20 protein-coding genes and 1 tRNA gene are annotated in these 22950 nt (G+C 64.4%); 4 read left to right on the top strand and 17 right to left on the bottom strand.

Annotated features, from left to right (window positions below; translation table 11 throughout):
- Nucleotides 1-22 precede the first annotated feature (22 nt).
- The 10 genes from mreC to G454_RS0100500 form a co-directional block, all read right to left on the bottom strand.
- Nucleotides 23-853 carry a rod shape-determining protein MreC gene (gene mreC, locus G454_RS0100545; RefSeq protein ID WP_027717004.1) on the bottom strand — a complete coding sequence of 277 codons (831 nt, stop codon included), beginning with the start codon at nt 851-853 and terminating at the stop codon, nt 23-25.
- Nucleotides 854-868: 15 nt separating this feature from the next.
- Nucleotides 869-1900, bottom strand: a complete 1032-nt coding sequence (locus G454_RS0100540; RefSeq protein ID WP_027717003.1) for a rod shape-determining protein — start codon at nt 1898-1900, stop codon at nt 869-871.
- Between the two features lie 19 nt (nt 1901-1919).
- Complete coding sequence (gene radC / locus G454_RS0100535; protein ID WP_027717002.1) at nt 1920-2615, bottom strand: RadC family protein; 696 nt, start codon at nt 2613-2615, stop codon at nt 1920-1922.
- 7 nt (nt 2616-2622) lie between these two features.
- Nucleotides 2623-3228, bottom strand: a complete 606-nt coding sequence (locus tag G454_RS0100530) for a Maf family protein (RefSeq protein WP_027717001.1) — start codon at nt 3226-3228, stop codon at nt 2623-2625.
- A 24-nt stretch (nt 3229-3252) separates the two neighbouring features.
- A complete protein-coding gene (locus tag G454_RS0100525) occupies nt 3253-3510 on the bottom strand; it encodes a DUF4321 domain-containing protein (protein ID WP_027717000.1) in 258 nt (85 codons plus the stop codon).
- A 137-nt stretch (nt 3511-3647) separates the two neighbouring features.
- The gene (locus tag G454_RS0100520) at nt 3648-3878 is read right to left on the bottom strand and encodes a hypothetical protein (RefSeq protein WP_027716999.1); all 231 of its coding nucleotides are present in this window, start codon (nt 3876-3878) and stop codon (nt 3648-3650) included.
- A 6-nt stretch (nt 3879-3884) separates the two neighbouring features.
- The gene (locus G454_RS17100; RefSeq protein WP_051275725.1) at nt 3885-5171 is read right to left on the bottom strand and encodes a Ger(x)C family spore germination protein; all 1287 of its coding nucleotides are present in this window, start codon (nt 5169-5171) and stop codon (nt 3885-3887) included.
- Nucleotides 5164-6816 carry a spore germination protein gene (locus G454_RS17095; protein ID WP_035106324.1) on the bottom strand — a complete coding sequence of 551 codons (1653 nt, stop codon included), beginning with the start codon at nt 6814-6816 and terminating at the stop codon, nt 5164-5166. The genes G454_RS17100 and G454_RS17095 overlap by 8 nt, the downstream gene beginning before the upstream one ends.
- A gap of 137 nt (nt 6817-6953) precedes the next feature.
- Entirely contained in the window at nt 6954-8312 is a 1359-nt protein-coding gene (locus tag G454_RS0100505) for a bifunctional folylpolyglutamate synthase/dihydrofolate synthase (protein WP_245574256.1), read from the bottom strand.
- A gap of 166 nt (nt 8313-8478) precedes the next feature.
- Entirely contained in the window at nt 8479-11127 is a 2649-nt protein-coding gene (locus G454_RS0100500) for a valine--tRNA ligase (protein WP_027716997.1), read from the bottom strand.
- A 166-nt stretch (nt 11128-11293) separates the two neighbouring features.
- On the opposite strand from G454_RS0100500, the gene G454_RS0100495 reads away from it, so the two are divergent.
- Nucleotides 11294-12358, top strand: a complete 1065-nt coding sequence (locus G454_RS0100495; protein WP_027716996.1) for an ABC transporter substrate-binding protein — start codon at nt 11294-11296, stop codon at nt 12356-12358.
- Here the strand turns inward: G454_RS0100495 and yihA are convergent.
- From yihA to tig, 6 genes are all read right to left on the bottom strand, one after another.
- Nucleotides 12355-12939, bottom strand: a complete 585-nt coding sequence (gene yihA, locus G454_RS0100490; RefSeq protein WP_027716995.1) for a ribosome biogenesis GTP-binding protein YihA/YsxC — start codon at nt 12937-12939, stop codon at nt 12355-12357. The two genes, G454_RS0100495 and yihA, sit on opposite strands and share 4 nt — an antisense overlap.
- Nucleotides 12920-15352, bottom strand: a complete 2433-nt coding sequence (gene lon / locus G454_RS17090; RefSeq protein ID WP_035106250.1) for an endopeptidase La — start codon at nt 15350-15352, stop codon at nt 12920-12922. The genes yihA and lon overlap by 20 nt, the downstream gene beginning before the upstream one ends.
- A gap of 186 nt (nt 15353-15538) precedes the next feature.
- Nucleotides 15539-17260, bottom strand: a complete 1722-nt coding sequence (gene lonB, locus G454_RS0100480) for an ATP-dependent protease LonB (RefSeq protein ID WP_027716994.1) — start codon at nt 17258-17260, stop codon at nt 15539-15541.
- Between the two features lie 123 nt (nt 17261-17383).
- Nucleotides 17384-18634, bottom strand: a complete 1251-nt coding sequence (gene clpX, locus G454_RS0100475; RefSeq protein ID WP_027716993.1) for an ATP-dependent Clp protease ATP-binding subunit ClpX — start codon at nt 18632-18634, stop codon at nt 17384-17386.
- 15 nt (nt 18635-18649) lie between these two features.
- Nucleotides 18650-19243, bottom strand: coding sequence for an ATP-dependent Clp endopeptidase proteolytic subunit ClpP (clpP, locus tag G454_RS0100470; protein WP_027716992.1), 594 nt, complete (start codon nt 19241-19243; stop codon nt 18650-18652).
- Nucleotides 19244-20551 carry a trigger factor gene (gene tig / locus G454_RS0100465; protein WP_027716991.1) on the bottom strand — a complete coding sequence of 436 codons (1308 nt, stop codon included), beginning with the start codon at nt 20549-20551 and terminating at the stop codon, nt 19244-19246.
- Nucleotides 20552-20941: 390 nt separating this feature from the next.
- On the opposite strand from tig, the gene G454_RS0100455 reads away from it, so the two are divergent.
- Genes G454_RS0100455 through G454_RS0100445 form a run of 3 tightly spaced genes read left to right on the top strand, consistent with a single transcriptional unit; the run spans nt 20942 to nt 22521 of the window.
- The gene (locus tag G454_RS0100455) at nt 20942-21124 is read left to right on the top strand and encodes an OadG family protein (protein ID WP_027716990.1); all 183 of its coding nucleotides are present in this window, start codon (nt 20942-20944) and stop codon (nt 21122-21124) included.
- Nucleotides 21125-21164: 40 nt separating this feature from the next.
- Entirely contained in the window at nt 21165-21383 is a 219-nt protein-coding gene (locus G454_RS0100450; RefSeq protein ID WP_027716989.1) for a biotin/lipoyl-containing protein, read from the top strand.
- A 22-nt stretch (nt 21384-21405) separates the two neighbouring features.
- Nucleotides 21406-22521, top strand: coding sequence for a sodium ion-translocating decarboxylase subunit beta (locus G454_RS0100445; protein WP_027716988.1), 1116 nt, complete (start codon nt 21406-21408; stop codon nt 22519-22521).
- Between the two features lie 295 nt (nt 22522-22816).
- On the opposite strand, the gene G454_RS0100440 is transcribed toward G454_RS0100445, so the two are convergent.
- Nucleotides 22817-22893, bottom strand: a tRNA-Arg gene (locus G454_RS0100440).
- Nucleotides 22894-22950: the final 57 nt, after the last annotated feature.

The raw sequence follows: 22950 nt of genomic DNA, 5'->3' as shown, positions 1-22950 counted from the left end.
CGCCGGCACACACTCCTTCGGCCTAGGGTGAGCGCACCCCGGTAACCACCAGCACTTCTTCCAGGCGGTTGAAGTCCACAAAGGGCTTTACCTCTGCCTCCAGGAAAAGCCCCGTGGAGTCCCTCTTCACCCTGGTCACCTGCCCGATGGGCACGCCCTTTACAAAAAGGCTCCCCGTGCCGGAAGTGACCACCACCTGGCCTTCCTGCACGGGCTGGTCGTTGGGGATGTGGATCATGTGCAGCCGCCCGGTACCCCCAGCCTCCCCCTCCACCAGCCCCGGGGTGCGGGTTTCCTGGATCAGGGCCCCCACCGCGCTGCGGGGGTCGGTGATGAGGAGGACGGTGGCGCTGTGCTCGCCGGCGCCGATAACCCGCCCCACCAGGCCGCGGGGCGTGAGTACGGTCATGTTTTCGGCCACGCCGTGGGCGCGCCCCCTGTTAATGGTAATGGTGGCAAACCAGCTTCCCGGGTCCCGCCCGATCACCGCCGCCGCGCGCACCTCCAACCCCGCCGCGGCCGCCGGGCCGCTCTTATAATCCAAGAGCTGTTTTAACCTCTCGTTTTCCAGGCGGTACTCCCTGGCAGAGAGCAGCTCGCCCTCCAGGGCGGCCACGCGGCGGGAAAGCTCCTCCGCCCGCCGGGAGGCGTGCACCAGGGAAACGGGAAAGGACAGCGCCTTACGCGCCCCCTCCCCCAGCCAGGTCAATCCCTGCTGCAGGGGGGCCAGGAGGTCTCTCACCGCCCCCCCGGCGGGTGCCTCGCCGCGGGGCCCAAAGGCGCTCACGCGCATCAGGTAAAGGGTGAGTGCGAGCAGCAGGACCAGGAGGAAAACCTTCTTGCCCGCAGCCAAGCGCACCCCCACCCGTCAGGACAGCCTGCGGGGGTGAACCAGCACCCGCCGCAAGACGTCGATGTTTTCCAGCACCCTGCCGGTGCCGTAGGCCACCGCCAGGAGGGGCTCGTCCGCCAGGTGCACGGGCATGCCCGTCTCCTCGCTCACCAGCCGGTCGAGGCCCTTCAAGAGCGAGCCGCCCCCGGCCATGACAATGCCCCGGTCCATGATGTCGGCGGCCAGCTCGGGCGGGGTCTGTTCCAGGGTGCCCTTGATGGCCTCCAGGATGGCCTGCACGGGCTCGGTGAGGGCCTTGTAGACCTCCTCGTTGGTGATGCGCACCGTCTTGGGCAGGCCGGTGACCAGGTCCCTGCCCCGCACCTCCGTGGTGAGGATCTCTTTAGGGGGATAGGCCGTGCCGATTTCGATCTTGATCTCCTCCGCCGTGCGCTCGCCGATCATGAGGTTGTAGGTCCTCTTTACGTGCTGGATGATGGCCTCATCCATCTCGTCGCCGGCAATGCGGATGGAGCGGCTGGTGACGATGCCCCCCAGGGAGATCACCGCCACCTCGGTGGTGCCCCCGCCGATGTCCACGATCATGCTGCCGGTGGGCTCGTGCACGGGCAGCCCGGCGCCGATGGCCGCCGCCATGGGCTCCTCGATGAGGAAGGCCTCCCGGGCGCCGGCCTGGATGGCCGCTTCCCGCACCGCCCGCTCCTCCACCGGCGTCACCCCTGTGGGCACGGAAACCACCACCCGGGGCCGGAAGAGGAAGGTACGGTTGCGCAGGGCCTTGTTGATGAAATACTTGATCATGGTCTGGGTAACGTCGAAATCGGCAATGACGCCGTCCTTCATGGGGCGGATGGCCACGATGTTGCCGGGTGTGCGGCCGATCATCTGCTTGGCCTCCTCGCCCACCGCCAGCACCCGTCCCGTGTCCCGCTCAATGGCCACCACCGAGGGCTCCCGGAGGACGATGCCCTTGCCTTTAACGTAAACCAGGGAGTTGGCGGTCCCCAGGTCTATGCCCATGTCGCGGGAAAAAAGACCTATACGCATTTTTCTCTCCTTTCCCCTTTCACAAAATCCCTTCGGCCTTCAAGCTGACGTAGCGGTTGTCGCCGATGATGAGGTGATCGAGCACCTCGATGCCGAGGATGCGCCCGGCCTCCACCAGCCTCCTGGTAACCGCCAGGTCCTCCGGGCTGGGAGCGGGGTCGCCGCTGGGGTGGTTGTGCACCAGGATGAGGGCCGCCGCGCTGCGGCGGACGGCGCTCTTAAAAAGCTCCCGCGGGTGCACCGCGGAGGAATTAAGGGTGCCTATGGCCACGACCTCCCGGGCAATAACCTGGTTCCTGGTGTTGAGCAGGAGCGCCCAGAAGTGCTCCCGGTCGAGGTGGCGCATCTCCTCCATGACCAGGGCGGCGGCGTCCGCGGGGCTCCTCACCGCCGGGCGGGAGCCGTCGCGGCTGGCGGCCACGCGGCGGCCCAGCTCCAGGGCCGCCTTAATGACGGCGGCCTTGGCCGGCCCCACGCCTGCCAGGCCGCTCAGCTCCTCCACGGAAGCCTGCACCAGGGCCTTCAAGCTCCCGAAGCGGGCCAGCAGGGCCGCGGCCAGCTCCACGGCGCTGGCCGTGGGCGTGCCGGTACGCAGCAACACGGCCAGGAGCTCGATGTCCGTCAGCGCCCCCGCCCCCTCCCGCAGCAGGCGCTCGCGGGGGCGGGACTCCCGGGGCATGTCCTTGATGGTCACGCGGTAAACCGGCACTTCCATGGCGGCCCTACTCCCCCGCCGCCCCCCCGGTCCGGTACTCCAGGGGGTCGACACCGAATTCTCTTAAAACCGCCGCCAGCCTGGCCACCGGCAGGCCGACCACGTTGAAATAGCAGCCCTTTATGCCCTCAATAAAAATGGCCCCCAGGCCCTGGGCGGCATATGCCCCTGCCTTATCCATGGGCTCGCCGGTGGCCACGTAGCGCGCGATCTCTTCCTCGGAAAGCGCCCTAAATTTTACCTCCGTGCGCTCGTGGGCGAGCACCCGGCGCCCGGCGGGCTTTTCCAGCACGGCCAGGCCCGTGTAGACCTCGTGGACGCAACCGGAAAGGAGACGCAGCATCTCCCTGGCCTCTGCTTCCCCGGAAGGCTTGCCCAGCACCTTCCCACGGCAGACGACCACGGTATCCGCGGCCACGATGATGCCGCGGGCCACGGCGCCTTCCACGGCCAGGGCTTTTTTGTATGCCAGCTCCTCCACCAGCCGCGCGCAGGGCAGGCCGTCGACCGTTTCCTCTTCCACCTTTGGCACGATGACGCTGAAGGGAAGGCCCAGCTGCGCTAAGAGCATGCGGCGGCGGGGAGAGGAAGAAGCCAGGTAAATGGGCAGCACGTCCGTTCCCCCTCGCGAAAAGCCCTACAGCTTGCGGTAAAGAAAATAGCCCAGCAGAAGGCCCAGCGCGGTCATGGGCCCTAAGGTGAGGGTAAAGCCGAAGGTGAGGCGCAGGAAGTGGAGGTCGGCGGTGGCCGGAGCCAGCCCTATGGAGGTAAAGGGCTTGAGCAGAGGAAGGTAGGGGATGAGGATGGCCCCCAGCGCATCACCAACCAGGGCCCCCACCAGGAGGAGGACGAAAAGCAGCCAGAGGCTTTTCTGGGGCTTGTAGGCATTGGGCATGAAAAACCACCGTCGAAAAAAGTCAAAAATAAACGAAAAGCCTTACTAACGGGGCGAAAACCCCGTCTTCTCCTGTACCAGTTTATCATTTTGCCCCCGGCCTGGCAAGCTCCAAAACGTGCCGCGCGCCCCGCCGCCTAGCCCATCATTTTTTGCAGCAGCCTGGTCACCGGGGCATAGATTACCTCCACCGCCCTGGCCGGGTTGGGCACGGGAAGCTCCAGGGCCACCCCGTAGCCGTAGGCCATGGCCAGGATCATGAGCGCGGCAAAGGCGGCCAGCTCCCGCCACCTCCTTTGCTTCCACAGGGGCGGCACCTGCAGGGCCCAGACGGCGGCAAAGAGAACACTCAGTAGAAAGACCTTCATTAGCTTTCACCCTCCTTGGATTCCCTTGATTTTATCCCCTCCCTTGGGCACCAGGGGCTTTTTGATGAGGCCGGTGCGGCGGATGCTGGTCTTGACCTCCACCTCCACGGGCAGGGCGGCAAAGTAGCCCTCCCACTCGCCCTTGATCTGCCTCCAGGCCCGCGGGTACCGGCGGTGCACCGCCTCCCCAAAGCCAAAGGCGTCGGCCCGGTACTCCCCCTGCAGGCGCGCCAGGGCCGCCTCCACCTCCCCGCGTATGGCCCGGGAAAGCTCTTCCTCCAGCCCGTAGATGACGGCGGGCTTGTCCAGCTCCAGCCCCGGCGCCTGGGCCTCCACCAGGTTCACGCGGGTCTTTATCCTCACCCTCATGGAAAGCCGGCCCTCGCTGAGCACCGGCTCGAGCTTCACCGCCCCCCGCCCGGCCCGCAGGATCTCCACGGCCACCCTGCCTCCCCCGGGCAGCGCAAACTCCACCGGGCCGCCCCTCACTTCCCCCCGCAGCCAGAGGAGGCCGCGGGCCTCCCGGTTGTCCAGAAAACCGGCCAGCTTATCGCCCTTGAACACCGCCGCCCCGGTAATCCTGATGTCTTTCGCCGGGTCGGGCCCGGCGGCGCCGGGGGTAAGGCCGATACGGCTCACCGTTTCGCTGGGCACCATCTCCACCACTCCGGTGTAGGCCTCCCTGCCGGGGCTCTCCAGCATCTCCACGAAGTCCCCCAGGCGCGTGGCGGCCACGCGGGAGGAGAGGTCCCGGTTGTCCACCACCCCCAGGATGTGCCTTCCCGGGAGGGGATCTAAAATGCTGCTCACGTCCATCAGCTCTTTTAAGTCCCCCCTGGCCACCAGGAGCCAGGTGTCCCGCCGGATCTGGGGGTTGCGCTCGAAGAAGTCCACCACCGGCCCCACGCCCCTCTCCCTGGCCAGCCGCTCGCCCACCAGGATCACCTGGTTGTGGGCAAAGAAGAGGCGCCGGGGGGCCTTGGTGGTGAGGTCGCGGAAGGCCTCAAAGAGGGTGTCCGCCTCCGCCAGGTAGTGGCGGTAGGGCTTGCGGGCGCCCCCGCCGCGCGCCGCTCCCCCGCCAGCCATCCCTCCCGCCCCGCCGCCCCCGGCCAGGGCCGCAGGCACCAGCACCTGCACCCGCAGGCAGAACTTGCCTCGGTGGGTGAGGTCCACGGAGGTGAGCATGACGTGGCCCATGTCCTCCACTTCCTTGTAGTCCCAGCAGCCGGCGGCGGCCAGGACGAAAAGGGCCGCCAGCAAAAGGCCCGCCGCCCGCCGCACCCCCCTAAGCACCGCCGCCGCCTCCCCCGGGGGGCCTGCGGCTGCCGGGGCGGGGCACCTGCCCAGGCGCCTGGCGCCGCTTGTCCCCCTTGACCAGCTCCGTGGGCCGGTGGTCCATGGCCCAGGTGGGCGCGCGCACGAGCATGTCCTTTAAATCCCGGCGGTGGAGCGGCGCCAGGGGGGCCAGGTAGGGGATGCCGAAGCTGCGCAGGCCCGCGGCATGGACGAGGATGGCCAAAAGCCCGGCCACAATGCCGTAGAGCCCTAGGGTGGCCGCGCAGACCATCATGGGAAAGCGCAAAAGGCGCATGGTGATGGCCAGGCTGAACACAGGCGCGGCAAAGGAGGCAATGCCCGTTAAGGCCACCACGATGACCATGAGGGGGGAGACGATGTTGGCCGAGACCGCCGCCTGGCCGATGACCAGGGCACCGACGATGCTCACCGCCTGGCCCACCTGCCGGGGCAGCCTGATGCCGGCCTCCCGCAGGGCCTCGAAGAAAAACTCCATGAGCAGGGCCTCCACAAAGGCGGGGAAGGGTATGCCCTCCCGGGAGGAGGCCACGGAGGTGAGCAGCCGGGGCGGGATCATCTCCTGGTGGTAGGTGGTCATGGCAATGTAGAGGGAGGGGAGGGTGAGGGAGGTCACCAGGGCAATGTAGCGCAGCCAGCGGATGGCCGTGGCCAGGAAGTAGCGCTCGTAGTAGTCCTCGCCGGCCTGCATGAAGACGGCAAACTCCGCCGGCACCACCAGCACGATGGGCGTGCCGTCGGTGATGATGGCCACCCTCCCCTCCAGGAGCATGGAGACCACCCGGTCGGGGCGCTCGGTGTGAAAGACTTGGGGAAAGGGGGTGTAGGGGTTGTCCTCGATGAGCTCCTCGATCTGGCCGCTCTCCAGGATGCCGTCAATGTGGATGCGCGAAAGGCGGTCCTTTACTTCCTGCACCAGCTCCGGGGCGGCCAGCCCACGGATGTAAACGATCTCCACCTGGGTGCGGGTGCGCTCTCCGAAGCACAGGCCCTCCACCACCAAATTCGGATCGCGCAGGCGCCGGCGGATGAGCGCGGTGTTGGTGCGCATGAGTTCCGTGAAGCCCTCCCGGGGACCGCGCACCAGGCCCTCGCTGGCGGGCTCCTCGATGTTGCGCACTGCCCAGCCCTTGGCGTCAACCAAAAGGGCCCTGTCCTCGCCGTCAATGAGCAGGGCCACCTCGCCGTAGAGGAGGCCGTTTAGGAGGGCAAAGTAGTCGGCGGCCTCCTTCACGGCGGCCACGCTGACCAGGAAATTTTTGGCCAGGAGCAGGAGATCCCCGGCGTCCCCGGCCTTCAGACCCGCCATGCGGCCCTCCAGGGTCAGCCCCTTGATGAGGGTGTCGCTAACGATGGCTCTATCCACCAGGCCGTCCACATAGGCCAGTGCCGCCGGCACCCCCGCCCCCACCCCCAGGCGGATCTCCCGCAGCACGAAGTCGCTGTTGTGGCCCAGGACCTCGTTTAAAAAGGAAACGTTCTCCACCAGGCGGGCGCTCACGGGCCGTTGTTTGAGCTCGGCGGCCTCATAGCTCTTTTCCCACTGCACCCCGCTCTCAACCGCCTGCAGGCTCTTTTTCTTTTTGGGTAAGAGGCGGGCCAGCTGCCGTAAGACCCTGCGCACCACCAACACCCCGGCACCTTTTGTGCATACGGCACACGGCTTTCCTGTGGTGGTATTATGAATCGCCAAAGGCGCTTTTATCCGGGAGGGAAATTTTAAAGGGGCACCGGAAATCCGGTGCCCCTCTGAGCATCTCCCTAGGTCCCTGCCAGCAGCACTTCCCTGGCCTCCGCGACCATGTAAAGCGAGCCGGTGACCACCACCGCTTCCCCGGGGCGGGCCAGCGAGAGGGCCCTCTGCACGGCCCCGGCCACCTTTTCCTCTTCATACACCTCCTGCAGGTGTTTTCGCGCCTCATCTGCCAGCTCCCGCCAGTTGGCCGCCCGGGGGCTGTCCGGCCTGGTGACCACCACGGCGCGGGCCAGCGGGGCCAGCTCCGCCACCACCTTCCCCCGCTCCTTGTCCCCCAGCATGCCGATGACCAGCACTACGCCCCTGCCGGGGAAGTGGTCGGCCAGGGCCCGGGCCAGGCTCCTGGCCCCGTCATAATTGTGCGCCCCGTCCAGGATCACCAGGGGCTCCCCTTTGAGCACTTCCAGCCGGGCCGGCCAGCGGGTGGCGGCCAGCCCCCGCCGCAGCGCCTCCTCCGTCACGGCATACCCCTGCTCCCGGAGGATCTCCAGCACGGCCACCGCCCCGGCGGCGTTTTCCAGCTGGTGCCGGCCCAGGAGGGGAATGAAGAGGCGGCGGTAAACCCCGTGCCGCCCGCAGACGGTCAGGTGCTGGCCCGCAAGATCCGGGGCGGCACCCTCCGCCTCCCAGGTGACCAGGGCGGCGGGGAGGCCGGACAGCCCCTCCCCGGGCGGCTCGCCTGCCGCGCGCACCAGCACCAGCGGCGCGCCCTTTTCGCGGCAGGCCCGGGCCACCACCTCCAGGGCCTCCCCCCGGCAGGCGGTAACCAGGGGCACGCCGGGCTTGACGATGCCCGCCTTGGCGGCGGCAATTTCCCGGATGGTGCGGCCCAGGTAGTCCATGTGGTCCATGCCCACGTTGGTGATCACCGTGACCAGGGGTCTCTCCACCACGTTGGTGGAGTCGATGATGCCTCCCAGGCCGACTTCCAGGACCAGGAAGTCCACCTGCCGGCGCGCAAAGTACAGGAAGGCGGCGGCGGTGCAGACCTCAAACTCCGTGGGGTGCTCGTAGCCCTCGGCCACCATGGCCTCAAGGTAAGGCCGCAGCTCGCCGATGAGCCTGCCCAGCTCCCCCTCGGAGATCTGCCGCCCGTTGATCTGGTAGCGCTCCGTGTAGGAGTGCAGGTGGGGGGAGGTGAAGGCGCCCGCCCGGTAGCCGGCGGCGGCCAGCACGGAGGCCAGCATGGCCGTGGTGGACCCCTTGCCGTTGGTGCCCCCCACGTGCACGACCTTTAGCTCTCTGTGGGGGTTCCCCAGGCGGCGCAGGAGTTCTTCGATCCTTCCCAGGCCCAGGTTAAAGCCGAATTTGGTGAGGTTTTCTAAAAAGGAAAGCGCCTCCCGGTACTCCAAGGCAGCAAGCACTCCTTTTTTAATCCCCCACGGGCGCCTCCCGCTTTTTCCGCCCGGCATGCTCCGCCTCCCGCCCGCACGGCAAGCTTTGCGGGCCGGGCCGGCGCCCGCTTCCCGGGTTCCTGCCGGGGACCCCGGCCCATGCGGCATCCTTCGTTGCGGGTTGGCGCCCCGCCGGCTAGCCCCTTAAAACGGCCAGCCGCTGCCGCAGGGAGGCGGCCCTGGCGGAAAGGTCCTTCTCTTTGGCCCGCTCTTTTTCCACCACATCCGGGGCGGCCTTGGTTAAAAAGGCCTCGCTGGCCAGCTTGCCCTTTACCCGCGCCAGCTCTTTCTCCACTGCCGCCAGCTCTTTCTCCAGGCGCGACGCTTCGCGGTTTATGTCGATGAGGCCGGCCAGCGGCACGTAAATCTTTACCCCCCGGGCCACCCCGTGGGCGGACTGGGGCGGGGGAGCGTCACACGCGGCGCGTAATTCCACGCGGCAGCGCGCCAGCCCTTCGACGTAGTGGCGCCAGCCTGCCAGCAGCTCCCGGGCGCCCTCTTCCTCCGCCACCAGCACGGCGGTAGCCGTCTTGCCCGGCGGCACGTTCATCTCGCTGCGGATGTGCCGGATGGCGCGGGTGACCTCCATGAGCAATTCCATGGCCGCCTCGGCCCCCTCGTCCACCAGCTCCGGCTGGTAGACCGGCCAGGGGGCCAGCATGATGGTACGCCCCCGGTGGGGCAGGCGCTGCCAGATCTCCTCGGTAATGAAGGGCATAAAGGGGTGCAGCAGCTCGAGGGCCCCTTTGAGCACGCGGGCCAGCACGTGCTGGGCCAATTGCCTGTCGCGGGGCTCCCGCGGGTGGTAGAGGCGGGGCTTGGCCAGCTCGATGTACCAGTCGCAGAACTCGTCCCAGAGGAAGTCGTATATGGCGCGGGCGGCCTCCCCCAGCTCGTAGGCCTCGAGGCTCTCGGTCACCGCGCGCACGCACCTGGCGTAGCGGCTCAGGATCCAGCGGTCGGCTAGGGTATAGGCCTCCGGACCGGGGGCCTCCTCGGGCCGGTACCCGTCGAGGTTCATGAGCACGAAGCGCGAGGCGTTCCAGATTTTGTTGGCGAAGTTCCGCGCTCCGTCTAAGCGCTCGAAGTGGAAGCGCAGGTCGCTGCCGGGCGTGTTTCCTGTCACCAGCATGAAGCGCAGGCTGTCTGCGCCGTGGCTCTCGATGACCTCAATGGGGTCCACCCCGTTGCCCAGGGACTTGCTCATCTTGCGCCCCAGGGCATCCAGGACCAGCCCGTGGATGAAAACCTCCTTGAAGGGCACTTCCTCCATGGCAAAGAGGCCGCTGGTGATCATGCGGGCCACCCAGAAAAAGATGATGTCCCGCCCGGTCACCAGCACCGTGGTGGGGTAGTAATACTCCAGGTCGCGGGTCTTCTGGGGCCAGCCCAGGGTGGAGAAGGGCCAGAGCCCCGAGGAAAACCAGGTGTCTAAAACGTCCGGGTCCTGCTCGAGCCGCGGGCTGGCGCAGCGGGCGCATTTCTCCGGCGTTTCGCGCTCAGCCATGGTCTCGCCGCAGTCCTGACAGTACCAAACCGGGATGCGGTGGCCCCACCAGAGCTGGCGGGAAATGCACCAGTCCCGGATGTTCTCCATCCAGTGGAGGTAGATCTTGGTGAAGCGCTCGGGCACAAAGCGGATGCGCCCTTCCTTTACGGCGGCAATGGCCGGCTCGGCCAGGGGCTTCATGCGCACGAACCACTGGCGGGAGATCATGGGCTCGATGACCGTCTCGCAGCGGTAGCAGTGCCCCACCGCGTGGGTGTAGTCTTCCACCTTTAAGAGGTAGCCCTGCTCCTTTAAATCCCGCAACACCGCCTTCCGGCACTCCCAGCGGTCGAGGCCCCGGTAAGGGCCGGCCTCCCCGTCCATGACGGCATGCTCGTTCATCACTTTAATTTGCGGTAGGCCGTGCCGCCGCGCCACCTCAAAGTCGTGGGGGTCGTGGGCGGGGGTGATCTTCACCGCCCCGGTGCCGAAGGAGGGGTCAACGTACTCGTCGGCAATGACCGGTATTTCCCGTCCCACCAGCGGCAGCACGAGCACCTTCCCCACCATGTGCCGGTAGCGGTCGTCCGCGGGGTGTACGGCCACGGCCACGTCACCCAGCATGGTCTCCGGGCGGGTGGTGGCCACCACCAGGTAGTCGCCGCCTTCCCTGGCGGGGTACTTGATGTAGTACAGCTGGCCGGGCTTCTCCAGGTGCTCCACCTCGATGTCCGAGATGACCGTCTGGCAGCGGGGGCACCAGTTGACAATGTAGTAGTCGCGGTAAATGAGGCCCTTTTCGTAGAGGCGCAGGAAGAACTCCCTCACCGCCGCCGAGCAACCCTCGTCCATGGTGAAGCGCTCGCGGTCCCAGTCGCAGGAAGCCCCCAGGCGGCGCAGCTGGCGGGTAATGCGCCCGCCGTACTCTTCCTTCCAGGCCCAGACCCGCTCCAGGAACTTTTCCCGGCCAAGGTCGTACTTGCTCAGGCCTTCCCTGGCCAGCTGCTCCTCCACCTTGGCCTGGGTGGCAATGCCCGCGTGGTCGGTGCCGGGCAGCCACAGCACGTTGTAGCCCTGCATGCGGCGCCAGCGGATGAGCACGTCCTGCAGGGTGTTGTCCAGGGCGTGCCCCATGTGCAGCTGTCCGGTAACGTTGGGCGGCGGCATGACAATGGTATAGGGCACCCGCGAGGGGTCGACCTCGGAATGGAAAAACTTATTCTCCTCCCAGTAGCGGTACCACTTTTCCTCCACGTCACGGGGGTTGTAGGCGGTGGGCATGTCGGTTCTGGCCATGCGCTTTCCCCTCTCCTTGGTTCCAGCCTCCAGCAGTTGCCGATCAGCATCATTATAATGGCGGCCTTTTGCTTTGACAAGAACAGACCGGACGCCCGTCAAAAAAGGCGGGGGCGAAAATAAGTATTTAAGTAGCCAGTCAATTCTTTCCGCGGGAGGCGGGGCAATGAAGAAGCCGGGAGTGTTATTATTGCTCCTTACCTTTAGCCTGGCCCTGGCGCTGGGGGCGATGGTCCTCAAGAGGGGCCGGGAGGGGGGGCCGGAAGTAAGGACGGTCCGCCTGGTGGAAGGGCCGCGCACGCTCCTCTACCTGCCCCAGTACGTGGCCCTGGCCCTGGGCTTTTTCGGCCAGGAGGGGCTGGAGGTGCTGCTTTCTCCTGCGACCACGGAAGAGGCCGCCCTCCTGGCCCTGGAAGACGGCAGGGCGGAGGTGGCCCTGGTGGGCCTGGAGCAGGCGGTGTACGCTTGCGCGCAGGGACCCGGCGGCCTCAAGGCCTTTGCCGCCGCAGCGCAGGCCGACGGCCACTTCCTCCTGGCCCGCAAGGCCGGCGCCGCCTTCCGCTGGCAGGACCTAAAAGGCAAAACGGTTATTGCCGGCTGGCCCGACAGCCGGGAAACGGTGCTCCTGGAAGGCATCCTGCGGCAAAACGGCGTCGCCCCCTACCGGGAGGTTACCCTTTACACCAACATTCCCGCCAACCTGCGCCTGGGGGCCTTCACCGCCGGGTCGGGGGATTTCATCGTCCTTGCGGAGCCCCAGGCCTCCCTGGCCGAGGAGCGGGGGCTGGGCAGGGTGGTGGCCTCCCTAAGCCGCGATGCCGGCAGGTTCCCCGCCGCGGTCTACGTGGCCGGGGACGCCTTCCTCGCCGCCTGCCCGCACACCGCACAGCGGTTTGTTAACGCCGTCTACCGGGCCCAGCTCTGGCTGGCCGGCCACACCGCCGCCGAGGCCGCGCAGGTTGCGGCCCCGTACTTTAAACATCTGGACGGGGAGGTGCTGGCGCGGGCCGTGCAGCGCCTTGCAGACGGGCAGGTCTGGTCGCCCGGCCCGGCGGTGCCCCCCGATGGCTACCGGCACTTTGTGGGCTTCCTCCTGCAGAGCAGGGAGGTGCGGCGGGAAGTGCCCCCGGAAGAACTCCTCGACAACCGCTTTGCCTCCGGCGCCCCGGAAGGGCTTCCCCCGGAGGGGGCAGCAAAAAAGCCGCGGCTCCCCTTCACCCGCGGCAACTAGCTTATCCAGCCGGCAATTATTTTCAACAGCTCGGCACGTCCCTCGCGGGTGACGGCCGAAAAGGCCACCAGCGGCACCCCGCTCTCCAGGGCCATGGCCTCTCGGATGACCTGCAGCGAGCGGGCCACCTGCCCCCGGGAGATTTTATCCGCCTTGGTGGCCACCACGGCCGCCCTGATGCGGTAGTGCTGGAGCCACCGGTAGAGCTGCAGGTCCATCTCCGTGGGCGGGTGGCGGATGTCCACGATCTGCACCACTCCCGCCAGCGTGCCCCGCTGCGAAAGGTAGCCTTCAATCAGGGGCCCCCACTTCTCCCGCTCTTCTCTGGACACCTCCGCGTAGCCGTATCCCGGCAGGTCCACCAGGTAAAAGCGGCGGTTTATGAGGTAAAAGTTGATGGTGCGGGTCCGCCCGGGAGTCTTGCTGGTGCGGGCCAGGTTCTTGCGGTTGGCCAGGCAGTTTAAAAGGGAAGACTTGCCTACGTTGGAGCGCCCGGCCAGCGCCACCTCGGGGAAGCGCTCTGCCGGGCACTGGGCAAGCTCGGCCGCGCTCTTTACCAGCTCAGCAGCAACGATGTTCATGGATGGTGGAAGGACCCTCCCCGGGAGGCACCACCGGCGGGTAGGGAACGCCGGGCAGGTCCCCGGCAGCCCCCAGCGCCACCTCTTCCTCCGCCGGCTCCTTCTCCAGCAAGGCAATCTTCAGTACCTCATCCATGTGCTCCACATGGATGAACTCCATCTTGTTCCGCACGTAGGGCGGTATTTCCTCCAGCTCCTTGTTGTTGTCTTTGGGCAGAATCACCGTATTGATGCCGGCCCGGTGGGCGGCCAGCACCTTTTCCTTGATCCCGCCCACGGGCAGCACCCGGCCCCGCAGGGTGATTTCCCCGGTCATGGCCACGTCGTGGCGAACTTTCCTACCGGTAATGGCCGAGGCCAGGGCGCAGGCAATGGTAATGCCCGCCGAGGGCCCGTCCTTGGGTATGGCGCCCTCCGGCACGTGGATGTGGATGTCGTGCTTCTCAAAGAAGTCCTCCGAGATGCCCAGCTCGCCCGCCCGGCTGCGCACGTAGCTGTAGGCCGCCTGGGCCGATTCCTTCATCACGTCGCCCAGCTTGCCGGTCAGGGTGAGCTTGCCGCTGCCCCGGTAGACCGTTACCTCCACGGCCAGGGTATCGCCGCCCACCTCCGTCCAGGCCAGCCCCGTGGCCACCCCCACCTGGTCCTCCTGCTCGGCCACGCCGTAGCGGTACTTGGGCCTCCCCAGGTACTTCTCGAGGTTCTGGGCCGTGATGCGCACCCGCTTGGTTTCCTCGGCCACGATCCGCTTGGCCGCCTTGCGGCACAGGGTGGCAATCTGGCGCTCCAGGTTGCGCACGCCGCTCTCCCGGGTGTACTCCCGGATGATGCGGCGGATGGCCGGCTCGGTAATGGTAAACATTTCTTTTGTTAGGCCGTGCTCCTTGAGCTGCTTGGGCAGGAGGTGCCTTATGGCAATCTGCACCTTCTCCTCCTCGGTGTAGCCTGGAATGTGGATGACCTCCATGCGGTCCAGGAGCGGGCGCGGGATGGTGTGCGTCACGTTGGCCGTGGTGATGAACATCACGCTGGAGAGGTCAAAGGGCACCTCGATGTAGTGGTCGCTGAAGCTGTTGTTTTGCTCGGGGTCCAGCACTTCCAGGAGGGCCGCCGACGGGTCTCCCCGGAAGTCCATGCTCATCTTGTCGATCTCGTCCAGCAGGAAGACCGGGTTCTTGGAGCCCGCATTGCGCATGCCCTGGATTATCCTTCCCGGCAGCGCCCCCACATATGTGCGCCGGTGGCCGCGGATTTCCGCCTCGTCCCGCACGCCGCCCAGGGAAATGCGCACGAACTTGCGCTCCAGCGCCCGGGCAATGGAGCGGCCCAGAGAAGTCTTGCCCACCCCCGGGGGCCCCACGAAACAAAGGATGGGCCCCTTCATTTTCTTGTTGAGCTTGCGGATGGCCAGGTACTCCAGGATGCGCTCCTTGACTTCCTTTAAGCCGTAGTGATCCTCCTCCAGGATGGCCTCCGCCACCTTGATGTCCAGCCGGTCCTTAGTGACCTTGTTCCAGGGCAGGGCCAAAAGCCAGTCCAGGTAGGTGCGGATGACCGCCGACTCCGCGGCCATGGGCGGCATTTTTTCCAGCCGCTCCACTTCCTTTAAGGCCTTCTCCTCCACTTCCTTGGGCAGCTTGGCCTCGGCAATTTTCTCCCGGTACTCCTCGGCCTCGGCGGTGCGCTCGTCCTTTTCGCCCAGCTCCTTCTGGATGGCCTTCATCTGCTCTCGCAGGTAGTATTCTTTCTGCGTCCTCTCCATTTGCTTGCGCACGCGGACGTTGATCTTGCGCTCCAGCTCTACAATTTCCAGCTCCTTGGCCACCAGGGCGCAGAGCTTTTCCAGGCGCTGGACGATATCCACCGCCTCCAGCACCTGCTGCTTTTCCTCCAGGCGCAGCGGCAGGTGGGAAGCCACCGCATCCGCAAGCCGCCCCGGATCCTCCAGGTTGATCACCGAGACCATCGTCTCGGGCGGGATGCGCTTGGAAAGCTTTACGTACTGTTCAAACTGGCTAACTAGGTGGCGCATTAAAGCCTCAATTTCCGGGGTCTTCACGAAATGTTCCCCGTACTGCTCGATCTCCACCTTGAAATAGGGCTCCTCGCTCAGGTAGTGCAGGACGCGCCCCCTGGCCAGCCCCTCCACCAGCACCCTTAAGGTGCCGCCGGGCAGCTTTAAAAGCTGCTTGATTTCCGCCACGCAACCGAACTGGTATATGTCATCGGGACCCGGGTCATCGGTCTGGGCCTCTTTCTGGGTGGCCAGAAAAATAACGCGCTCGCCCATCATGGCCTGCTCGATGGCCCGCACGGACTTCTCCCTGCCCACATCGAGGTGGATAACCATATGGGGAAAGACCAGGATCCCCCTTAAGGCCAGGAGCGGTAAGACCCTTACTACCATCTCCATCTTTTTGCCTCCTTTTGCCGTGATGCATGGCCCCCCTGAGCTCAACATTATTTTAACACAGCCGTCAGACCACCGCCATAGCAATAAGTGCCACCCCTGGTCTATCCCCGCTTCCGTTTAGCGTGCTTGGCTCCCGGTCGCCCCTCGGCCTGTGGCCGTTCAAGTTGCCACTAAAAAAGCCCGGCCTTAAAAGCCGGGCTTGGTGACGGCGGGGGAGAGCAGGCCCGCTTTGGCCAGCATCTCCAGGGGGGCGGCAGGGCCTTTGGCCAGCGGCACCGGAGGCTTTACCAGGGCCGCCTTGAGGACCTCTTCCAGCCTCTCCACAGGTATGATCTCTATATCCGCGAGCTTCTTGAACAGTTCCTGGTGGTTTTCCCGGGGTATGATCACCCTTTTGGCTCCTGCCTGGCGGGCCGCCTCCACCTTGGCCACTATACCCCCCACGGGCATGACCAGGCCGCGGATGGAAAGCTCCCCGGTCATGGCCACCAGGTTGTCCACCGGGATGCCGGTAATGGCCGAGTACACCGCCGTGGCCACCGCCACCCCGGCGGAGGGGCCGTCCACGGGGATGCCGCCGGGGAAGTTCACGTGGATGTCGTAGTCCCGGGGGTCCACGGCGGTGGTGCGGCGCAGCACCGTGAGCACGTTCTCCACCGCTCCCCGGGCCATGCTCTTGCGCCGCACGGTGCGGCCCCTGCCGCTGACCTCCTCCTCGTCCACCACCCCGGTCACGGTGAGCCGCCCCTGGCCCCGCCCCGCCGGCGCGGCGTGGGCCTCGATTTCCAGGAGCGTACCCGCGTTGGGCCCGTACACGGCCAGGCCGTTGGCCAGGCCCACCTGGGGATGCGGGCCCACCTTCTTTTCCGGGCGGGGAGTGTACTGGCCGCTGTGAATCACCCACTCCACGTCGGCGGCGCTGATGCGGCGCCGCCCCTCGGTGAGGGCGATGCCGGCGGCAATTTGCACGATGTTCACCGCCTCCCGCCCATTGGTGGCGTACTTCTTGATGATTTCCAGCCCCCGCTCCTCCAGGGGGAAGCCGATCTTCTTGGCGGCATTGGCGGCAATGATCTCAATCTCGTGGGGCAGGAGGGGCCGGAAGAAAATTTCCACGCAGCGGGAGCGCAGGGCCGGGGGCAGCTCCTCCGGAAGCCTGGTGGTGGCCCCCACCAGGCGGAAATCGGCCGGCAGGCCGTTCTGGAAGATGTCGTGGATGTGGCTGGGGATGTTGGGGTCGTCGGAGCTGTAGTAGGCGCTCTCCAGGAGCACCTTGCGGTCTTCCATGACTTTCAAGAGCTTGTTCATTTGAATGGGGTGAAGCTCGCCTATCTCGTCGATGAAGAGGATGCCCCCGTGGGCCTTGGTCACCGCCCCGGGCTTGGGCTGGGGTATACCCGCCATGCCCAGGGGCCCGGCCCCCTGGTAAATGGGGTCGTGGACGGAGCCGATCAGGGGGTCGGCAATGCCCCGCTCGTCAAAGCGCGCGGTGGTGGCGTCCACCTCTACAAATTTGGCGTTTTCCTTAAAGGGGGAGTAGGGGTTTTTCTTGGCCTCCTCCAGCACCAGGCGCGCCGCCGCCGTCTTGCCCACCCCCGGCGGCCCGTAAATGATCACGTGCTGCGGGTTGGGCCCGCAGAGGGCCGCCCGCAGGGCCTTTAAGCCCTCCTCCTGACCGACGATCTCCTCAAACCTGCTGGGCCGGGTCTTTTCCGAGAGGGGCTCCGTGAGGGAGATGGCGCGCAGGCGCTGCAGCTTTTCCAGCTCGCGTCTTGACTCCCGCTCCACCGCCGTGCGGCTGCCCTGCTGGAAGCGCAGCATGTTCCAGAAGTACAGCCCGATGATCACCCCGAAAAAGACCTGGAGGAAGGTGAGAAAACTGCCCAGCCCCCCAGAAAACTCAGCCACGGCAAAGCTGCCTCCTCGGTAAGGGTAAGCTTTTTTATGCATGATCTATTATTGCCTTTTTATGCATGGGGAAAAACAAAAAATTAAAAGGGCGCGCCGCCAAGCGTGCCCTTTAAAAGTTCCCTACACTGCCTCTCCCTTTTTCTTCTTGCGCTCCAGGGTAACCAGCAGGGGTTTTTCCCTCTTTAAAATGGTGTCCTTGGTGATGATGACCTTGGAGATGTCCCCCCGTGAAGGGATCTCGAACATTACGTCCAGCATGATGTCCTCCAGGATGGCCCGCAGGCCCCGCGCGCCGGTATTGCGTTTCAAGGCCTCCTGGGCAATGGCCCGCAGCGCCTCGGGGTGAAACTCCAGGTCCACCCCGTCCAGCTCGAAGAGCTTCTGGTACTGCTTCACCAGGGCGTTCTTGGGCTCCACGAGGATGCGCACCAGGGCATCCTCGTCCAGGGCGTCCAGGGTGACGATGATGGGCAGGCGGCCGACAAACTCGGGGATGAGGCCGAACTTCAGGAGGTCCTCCGGCATGATGTGCCGCAGGATTTCCCCGATCTTCACCTCCCGCCTGGTCTGGATTTCCGCCCCGAAGCCCAGGCCCTTTTTGCCGATGCGGTTCTGGATGATCTTCTCGATGCCCTCAAAGGCACCGCCGCAGATAAACAGGATGTTCGTGGTGTCCACCTGGATGAACTCCTGGTGGGGGTGCTTGCGCCCGCCCTGGGGCGGCACGCTGGCAATGGTGCCCTCGAGAATTTTTAAAAGGGCCTGCTGCACGCCCTCGCCGGAGACGTCGCGGGTAATGGACGGGTTTTCCGACTTGCGGGCAATTTTGTCTACCTCATCTATATAAACAATGCCCCTTTCCGCCCGCTCCACGTCGTAGTCGGCGGCCTGGATGAGCTTCAAGAGAATGTTCTCCACGTCCTCGCCCACATAGCCGGCCTCGGTCAGCGACGTGGCGTCGGCAATGGCAAAGGGCACGTTGAGAATTTTGGCCAGGGTCTGGGCCAGGAGGGTCTTTCCCGAGCCTGTGGGCCCCAGCATGAGGATGTTGCTCTTTTGGAGCTCCACATCGTCAATCTTGCCGCCCAGGTTGATGCGCTTGTAGTGGTTGTATACGGCCACGGCCAGGGTCTTTTTGGCCTGCTCCTGGCCGATAACGTACTGGTCCAGTATTTCTTTAATTTCCCGGGGCTTGGGGATGTCCCCCACGTCCAGCCCCAGGTCCTCGTTGAGCTCCTCTTCGATGATCTCGTTGCAGAGCTCGATACACTCGTCGCAAATGTAAACCCCCGGACCGGCAACCAGTTTTTTTACCTGGTCCTGGGTCTTGCCGCAAAAGGAACACTTCAGCTGGTTGCGATCGTTAAACATGGTAAAAACACCTCTTTATTTTTGCTTGCGGCCGGTGAACACCTCGTCGATGATACCATATTCCTTTGCTTCCTGCGCGGACATAAAGAAGTCCCGTTCGGTGTCCCGGGCAATTTTTTCCTTCGGCTGGCCGGTATGCTTGGCCAAGAGCTCGTTGAGCAGGTCCTTCAAGCGCAGGATCTCGCGGGCGTGGATCTCGATCTCCGTGGCCTGGCCTTGCACACCGCCCAGGGGTTGGTGGAGCATGATGCGGGCGTAGGGCAGGGCGTAGCGCTTGCCCTTGGTCCCGGCGGCCAGCAAAAAGGAGGCCATACTGGCCGCCTGCCCCAGGCAGATGGTGGACACGTCCGGCTTGATGTACTGCATGGTGTCGTAAATGGCCATCCCGGCGGTCACTACGCCCCCGGGGGAGTTGATGTACAGGTGGATGTCCTTTTCCGGGTCCTCCGCCTCCAGGAAGAGCATCTGGGCAATGACCAGGTTGGCCAGGTAGTCGTCAATGGGACCGCCGATAAAAATAATGCGGTCCTTCAAGAGGCGGGAGTAAATGTCGTACGCCCGCTCACCGCGGTTGGTCTGCTCGATGACAATGGGCACTAGCGTAGACATCTAGGAACTTACCTCCTGATCGACAATCTTTGCCCGCTCCACCAGGAACTGCAGCACCTTTTCCCGCGTCACCAGCTTGGTCACCGACTCCAGCTGGCCCTGGCTCTCCACTGCCTTCCTCACCACCGCCGGGTCCTGGCGCATGTCGTCGGCCATGCGCTTTATCTCGGCCTCGATTTCTTCCTCGGTGGCCGCAATCCCTTCTGCCTTGGCAATGGCATCCAGAACCAGCATGGACTTTAACGTTTCCTCGGCGTCGGGCCGGAGGCGCTCCTTTAACTGTTCTAAGGTAAGGTCATTGTACTGCAAGTAGCCCTCCAGGGTCAAGCCTTGAAGCATCAGCCGCCGCTCGAACCCCTGGACCATCTCCTCCAGGCGGCCGGCAATCATCTCCTCGGGGATGTCTACCCGGGCGTTGTCCGTGACCTGCTTAAGCACCGCCTGGCGGATTTCCGCTTTGGCCTTGGCCTCCGCGGCTTGCTTTAATTTATTCTCTATGTCCGCCTTTAATTCCTCTAGGGTATCAAACTCGCTCACATCCTTGGCAAACTCATCGTCCAGGGGGGCAAGCTCCTTGCGCTTGATGGCCTTTACGGTAACGGTAAAGACCGCTTCCTTGCCGGCCAGCTCCGGGCGGGGGTAGTCATCGGGAAAGCGGGTGGTAACCTCCTTTGTCTCGCCGACGGCCATCCCCACCAGCTGGTCCTCAATGCCCGGCAGGAGGCCTGCCGCCCCCACTTCGATGGTGAAGTCCGTCCCCTGGCCCCCTTCAAAGGGCTCGCCGTCCACCTTACCCTCATAATCGATGGTCACGTAGTCCCCTTTTTGCACCGCGCCCTCGTCCAGGCTGATCAGCCTGGCGTAGCGCTCCTGCAGCTTTTTAAGCTCCCTCTCCACGTCCTCCGGGGTGACCTCCACCCTGGGACGGGTAACCTCAATGCCCGTGTACTGGCCCAGCTCCACCTCCGGCTTTACCACCACGCGGGCCTTGAAGATAACCGGCTTGCCCTCCTCCACCTGCACCAGTTCCAGCTGGGGCTGGGCCACGGGCTCGATGCCCGTATCTTTTACCGCCTGGTAATAGGCTTCCGGCACGAGCATCTCCACCGCTTCCTCCAGGAGCGCCTGCTTGCCGATGTGCCGCTCCAGGATGAAGCGCGGTGCCCTGCCGGGGCGGAAGCCCGGTATGTTCACCTTCTTGACCAGCTTGCGGTAGGCCCTGTCCACGGCCCGGGCAAACTGGTCGGCGTCAACCTCCACTTCCAGCAAGACGGTGTTTTTTTCTATCCTCTCCGCGTGTGCCTTCACCGTGCTCCCTCCAAGCTCTAACGTGAGACATCAATATTTTAACCAGGTCGCGGGTAAACACTTAAGACTAGTTCTACGGACGCAAAAAATTTCCTCTCCAACAATTTAACTTTTAACACACTTACTGGCCCGCTACATGCTAATAAGGTATTTTACCGGAAGGCAGTTAAAACTGCAACAAGAGAACTGACGAAAAGCGCCGCGAAGCGCCAAAAAAGGCTCCCCGGCGGCAGGACAAAAATCTTGACACGGATTTCCTTTATAGTTTTTATAAATTCTAAGCAAACATTTTTAAAAATTTTCAAAGGGGTGGTGGGTGCCTACACCTGTATACAGCATACTGCTTGATGCATACAGTAGAAAGCATGCACCGAAGGGGGGTATAAAACCATGGAGTGGGGAAACGCTTTAGCTGTGGCCGTCAGCGGCATCGTCTCGGTCTTCCTGGCTCTGGGCATCCTAAGCGCGGCGGTGGGGCTGTTCAGCTCCGCCTTTGCGTGGGCCAGCAAGAAGAGGGCCGCCGCTACCAGCTGCTCGCTGCAGGGCGCTCCCACGCGCAAGCCCCAACCCTAGCCTAATTAAACATACTTAATGCCGAGGAGGTCTGAACCTAATGGTTGTCCCCGTCAACGCACCCATGGTCGGCAAGCTGGTCTCCATTGACGTGAAAGTAGGCGACCAGGTGAAGGAAAACGACCCTGTGGCCACCATTGAGGCCATGAAGATGGAAATTAAGATCTACTCCCCCGCCGGCGGCGTGGTCAAGGAAATCAAGGCCAACCCCGGCGATGTGGTCAGCCCCGACACGGTCCTCTTAACCCTGGAGTCGTAAGGAAGAGGGGTGGTCCCCCGTGATCCTGCAGCAGCTGGTAGACGCCCTTAACAGCACCGGGCTCTTCAACCTCACCCCGGGCAACCTCATCATGTGGGGCATTGCCTTTGTGCTCATGTACCTGGCCATTAAAAAGGGCGTGGAGCCGCTTTTGCTGGTGCCCATCAGCTTCGGCATCTTTGTGGCCAACTTCCCCCTCACCGGCCTCACGGACGAAGAAGGGCTCTTCTACATGTTCTTTAAGCACGGCATCCAGAACGAGCTCATCCCGCCCCTCATCTTCCTGGGCCTGGGGGCCATGACCGACTTCGGGCCGGTCATTGCCAACCCCAAGACTCTGCTCCTGGGGGCGGCTGCCCAGCTGGGGGTGTACGCGGCCTTCTTCACCGCCCTGCTCTTCGGCTTCAGCATCCCCGAGGCGGCCACCATCGGCATCATTGGCGGTGCCGACGGCCCCACCACCATTTACCTGGCCGCCAACCTGGCCCCGCACCTCCTGGGGGCGGTGTCCGTGGCCGCCTACTCCTACATGGCCCTGGTGCCGCTCATCATCCCGCCTGTGGCCAAGCTCTTAACCACCAAAAAAGAAAGGGCCATGGTCATGAAGCAGATGCGCCCGGTGAGCAAGACGGAGAAGATCATCTTCCCCATCCTGGCCACCATCGTCATCGTGCTCCTGGTGCCCAAGTCGGCCCCGTTGATGGCCATGTTCATGCTGGGCAACCTCTTCATGGAGTCGGGCGTGGTGCAGCGCTTAACCGACGTCTCGCGCAACGAGCTCATGAACATCGTCACCATCTTCCTGGGCGTGGGCGTGGGGTCCACCATGTCCGCGGAAAACTTCCTAAAGCCCCAGACCATCTACATCTTCATCCTGGGCATCGTGGCCTTTGCCTTTGCCGTGGCCGGCGGCATCCTCATTGCCAAGCTGATGAACCTGTTTACCAAGAATAAGGTCAATCCGTTAATTGGCGCCGCCGGGGTTTCCGCCGTCCCCATGTCCGCCCGGGTGGTGCACATGCTGGGCTCGGAGGCCAACCCGCAGAACTATCTGCTCATGCACGCCATGGGCCCCAACGTGGCCGGCGTGATCGGCACGGCGGTGGCCGCCGGGGCTTTTATTGCCGCCCTGCACTGACAAGGCCATTCCCCTCAAGGTTTATGACCCCTTTGCTCTGGCAGGGAGAAATCATCGCCTCCCTGCCCTTTTGTTCTCCTCCCCAGGCCCTTTTGTTCTCCTCCCCAGGCCGACCGGGGCCGGGCCCACCATCCGGGCCCCGTTGAATCAAATCCGCCTTACATTAGCCATAAAGAAAGGCCACCTCCATTTGACGGAGCGTGAAGGCGGCCGTTTTCAGGACCAACGGATTTTAGCATTTTGCAGGTATTTTCTAAGCCTTAGAAAAAGCCGCAAGGCCTTGATTTTTCTGGGCTGGCGTCCCAGGAGGGATTCGAACCCCCGACCCACGGATTAGAAGTCCGTTGCTCTGTCCGGCTGAGCTACTGGGACACCTTCAGGCCTTATTATAATACAAACGCCCTGGGGCGGCAACTGCTTTTGCCCCGG

Source organism: Desulfovirgula thermocuniculi DSM 16036 (assembly GCF_000429345.1).
Taxonomy (GTDB): Bacteria; Bacillota; Desulfotomaculia; order Desulfotomaculales; family Desulfovirgulaceae; genus Desulfovirgula; species Desulfovirgula thermocuniculi.
The sequence above is the reverse complement of the archived record's forward strand: the minus strand, read 5'-3'. Positions and strand labels throughout refer to the sequence as shown.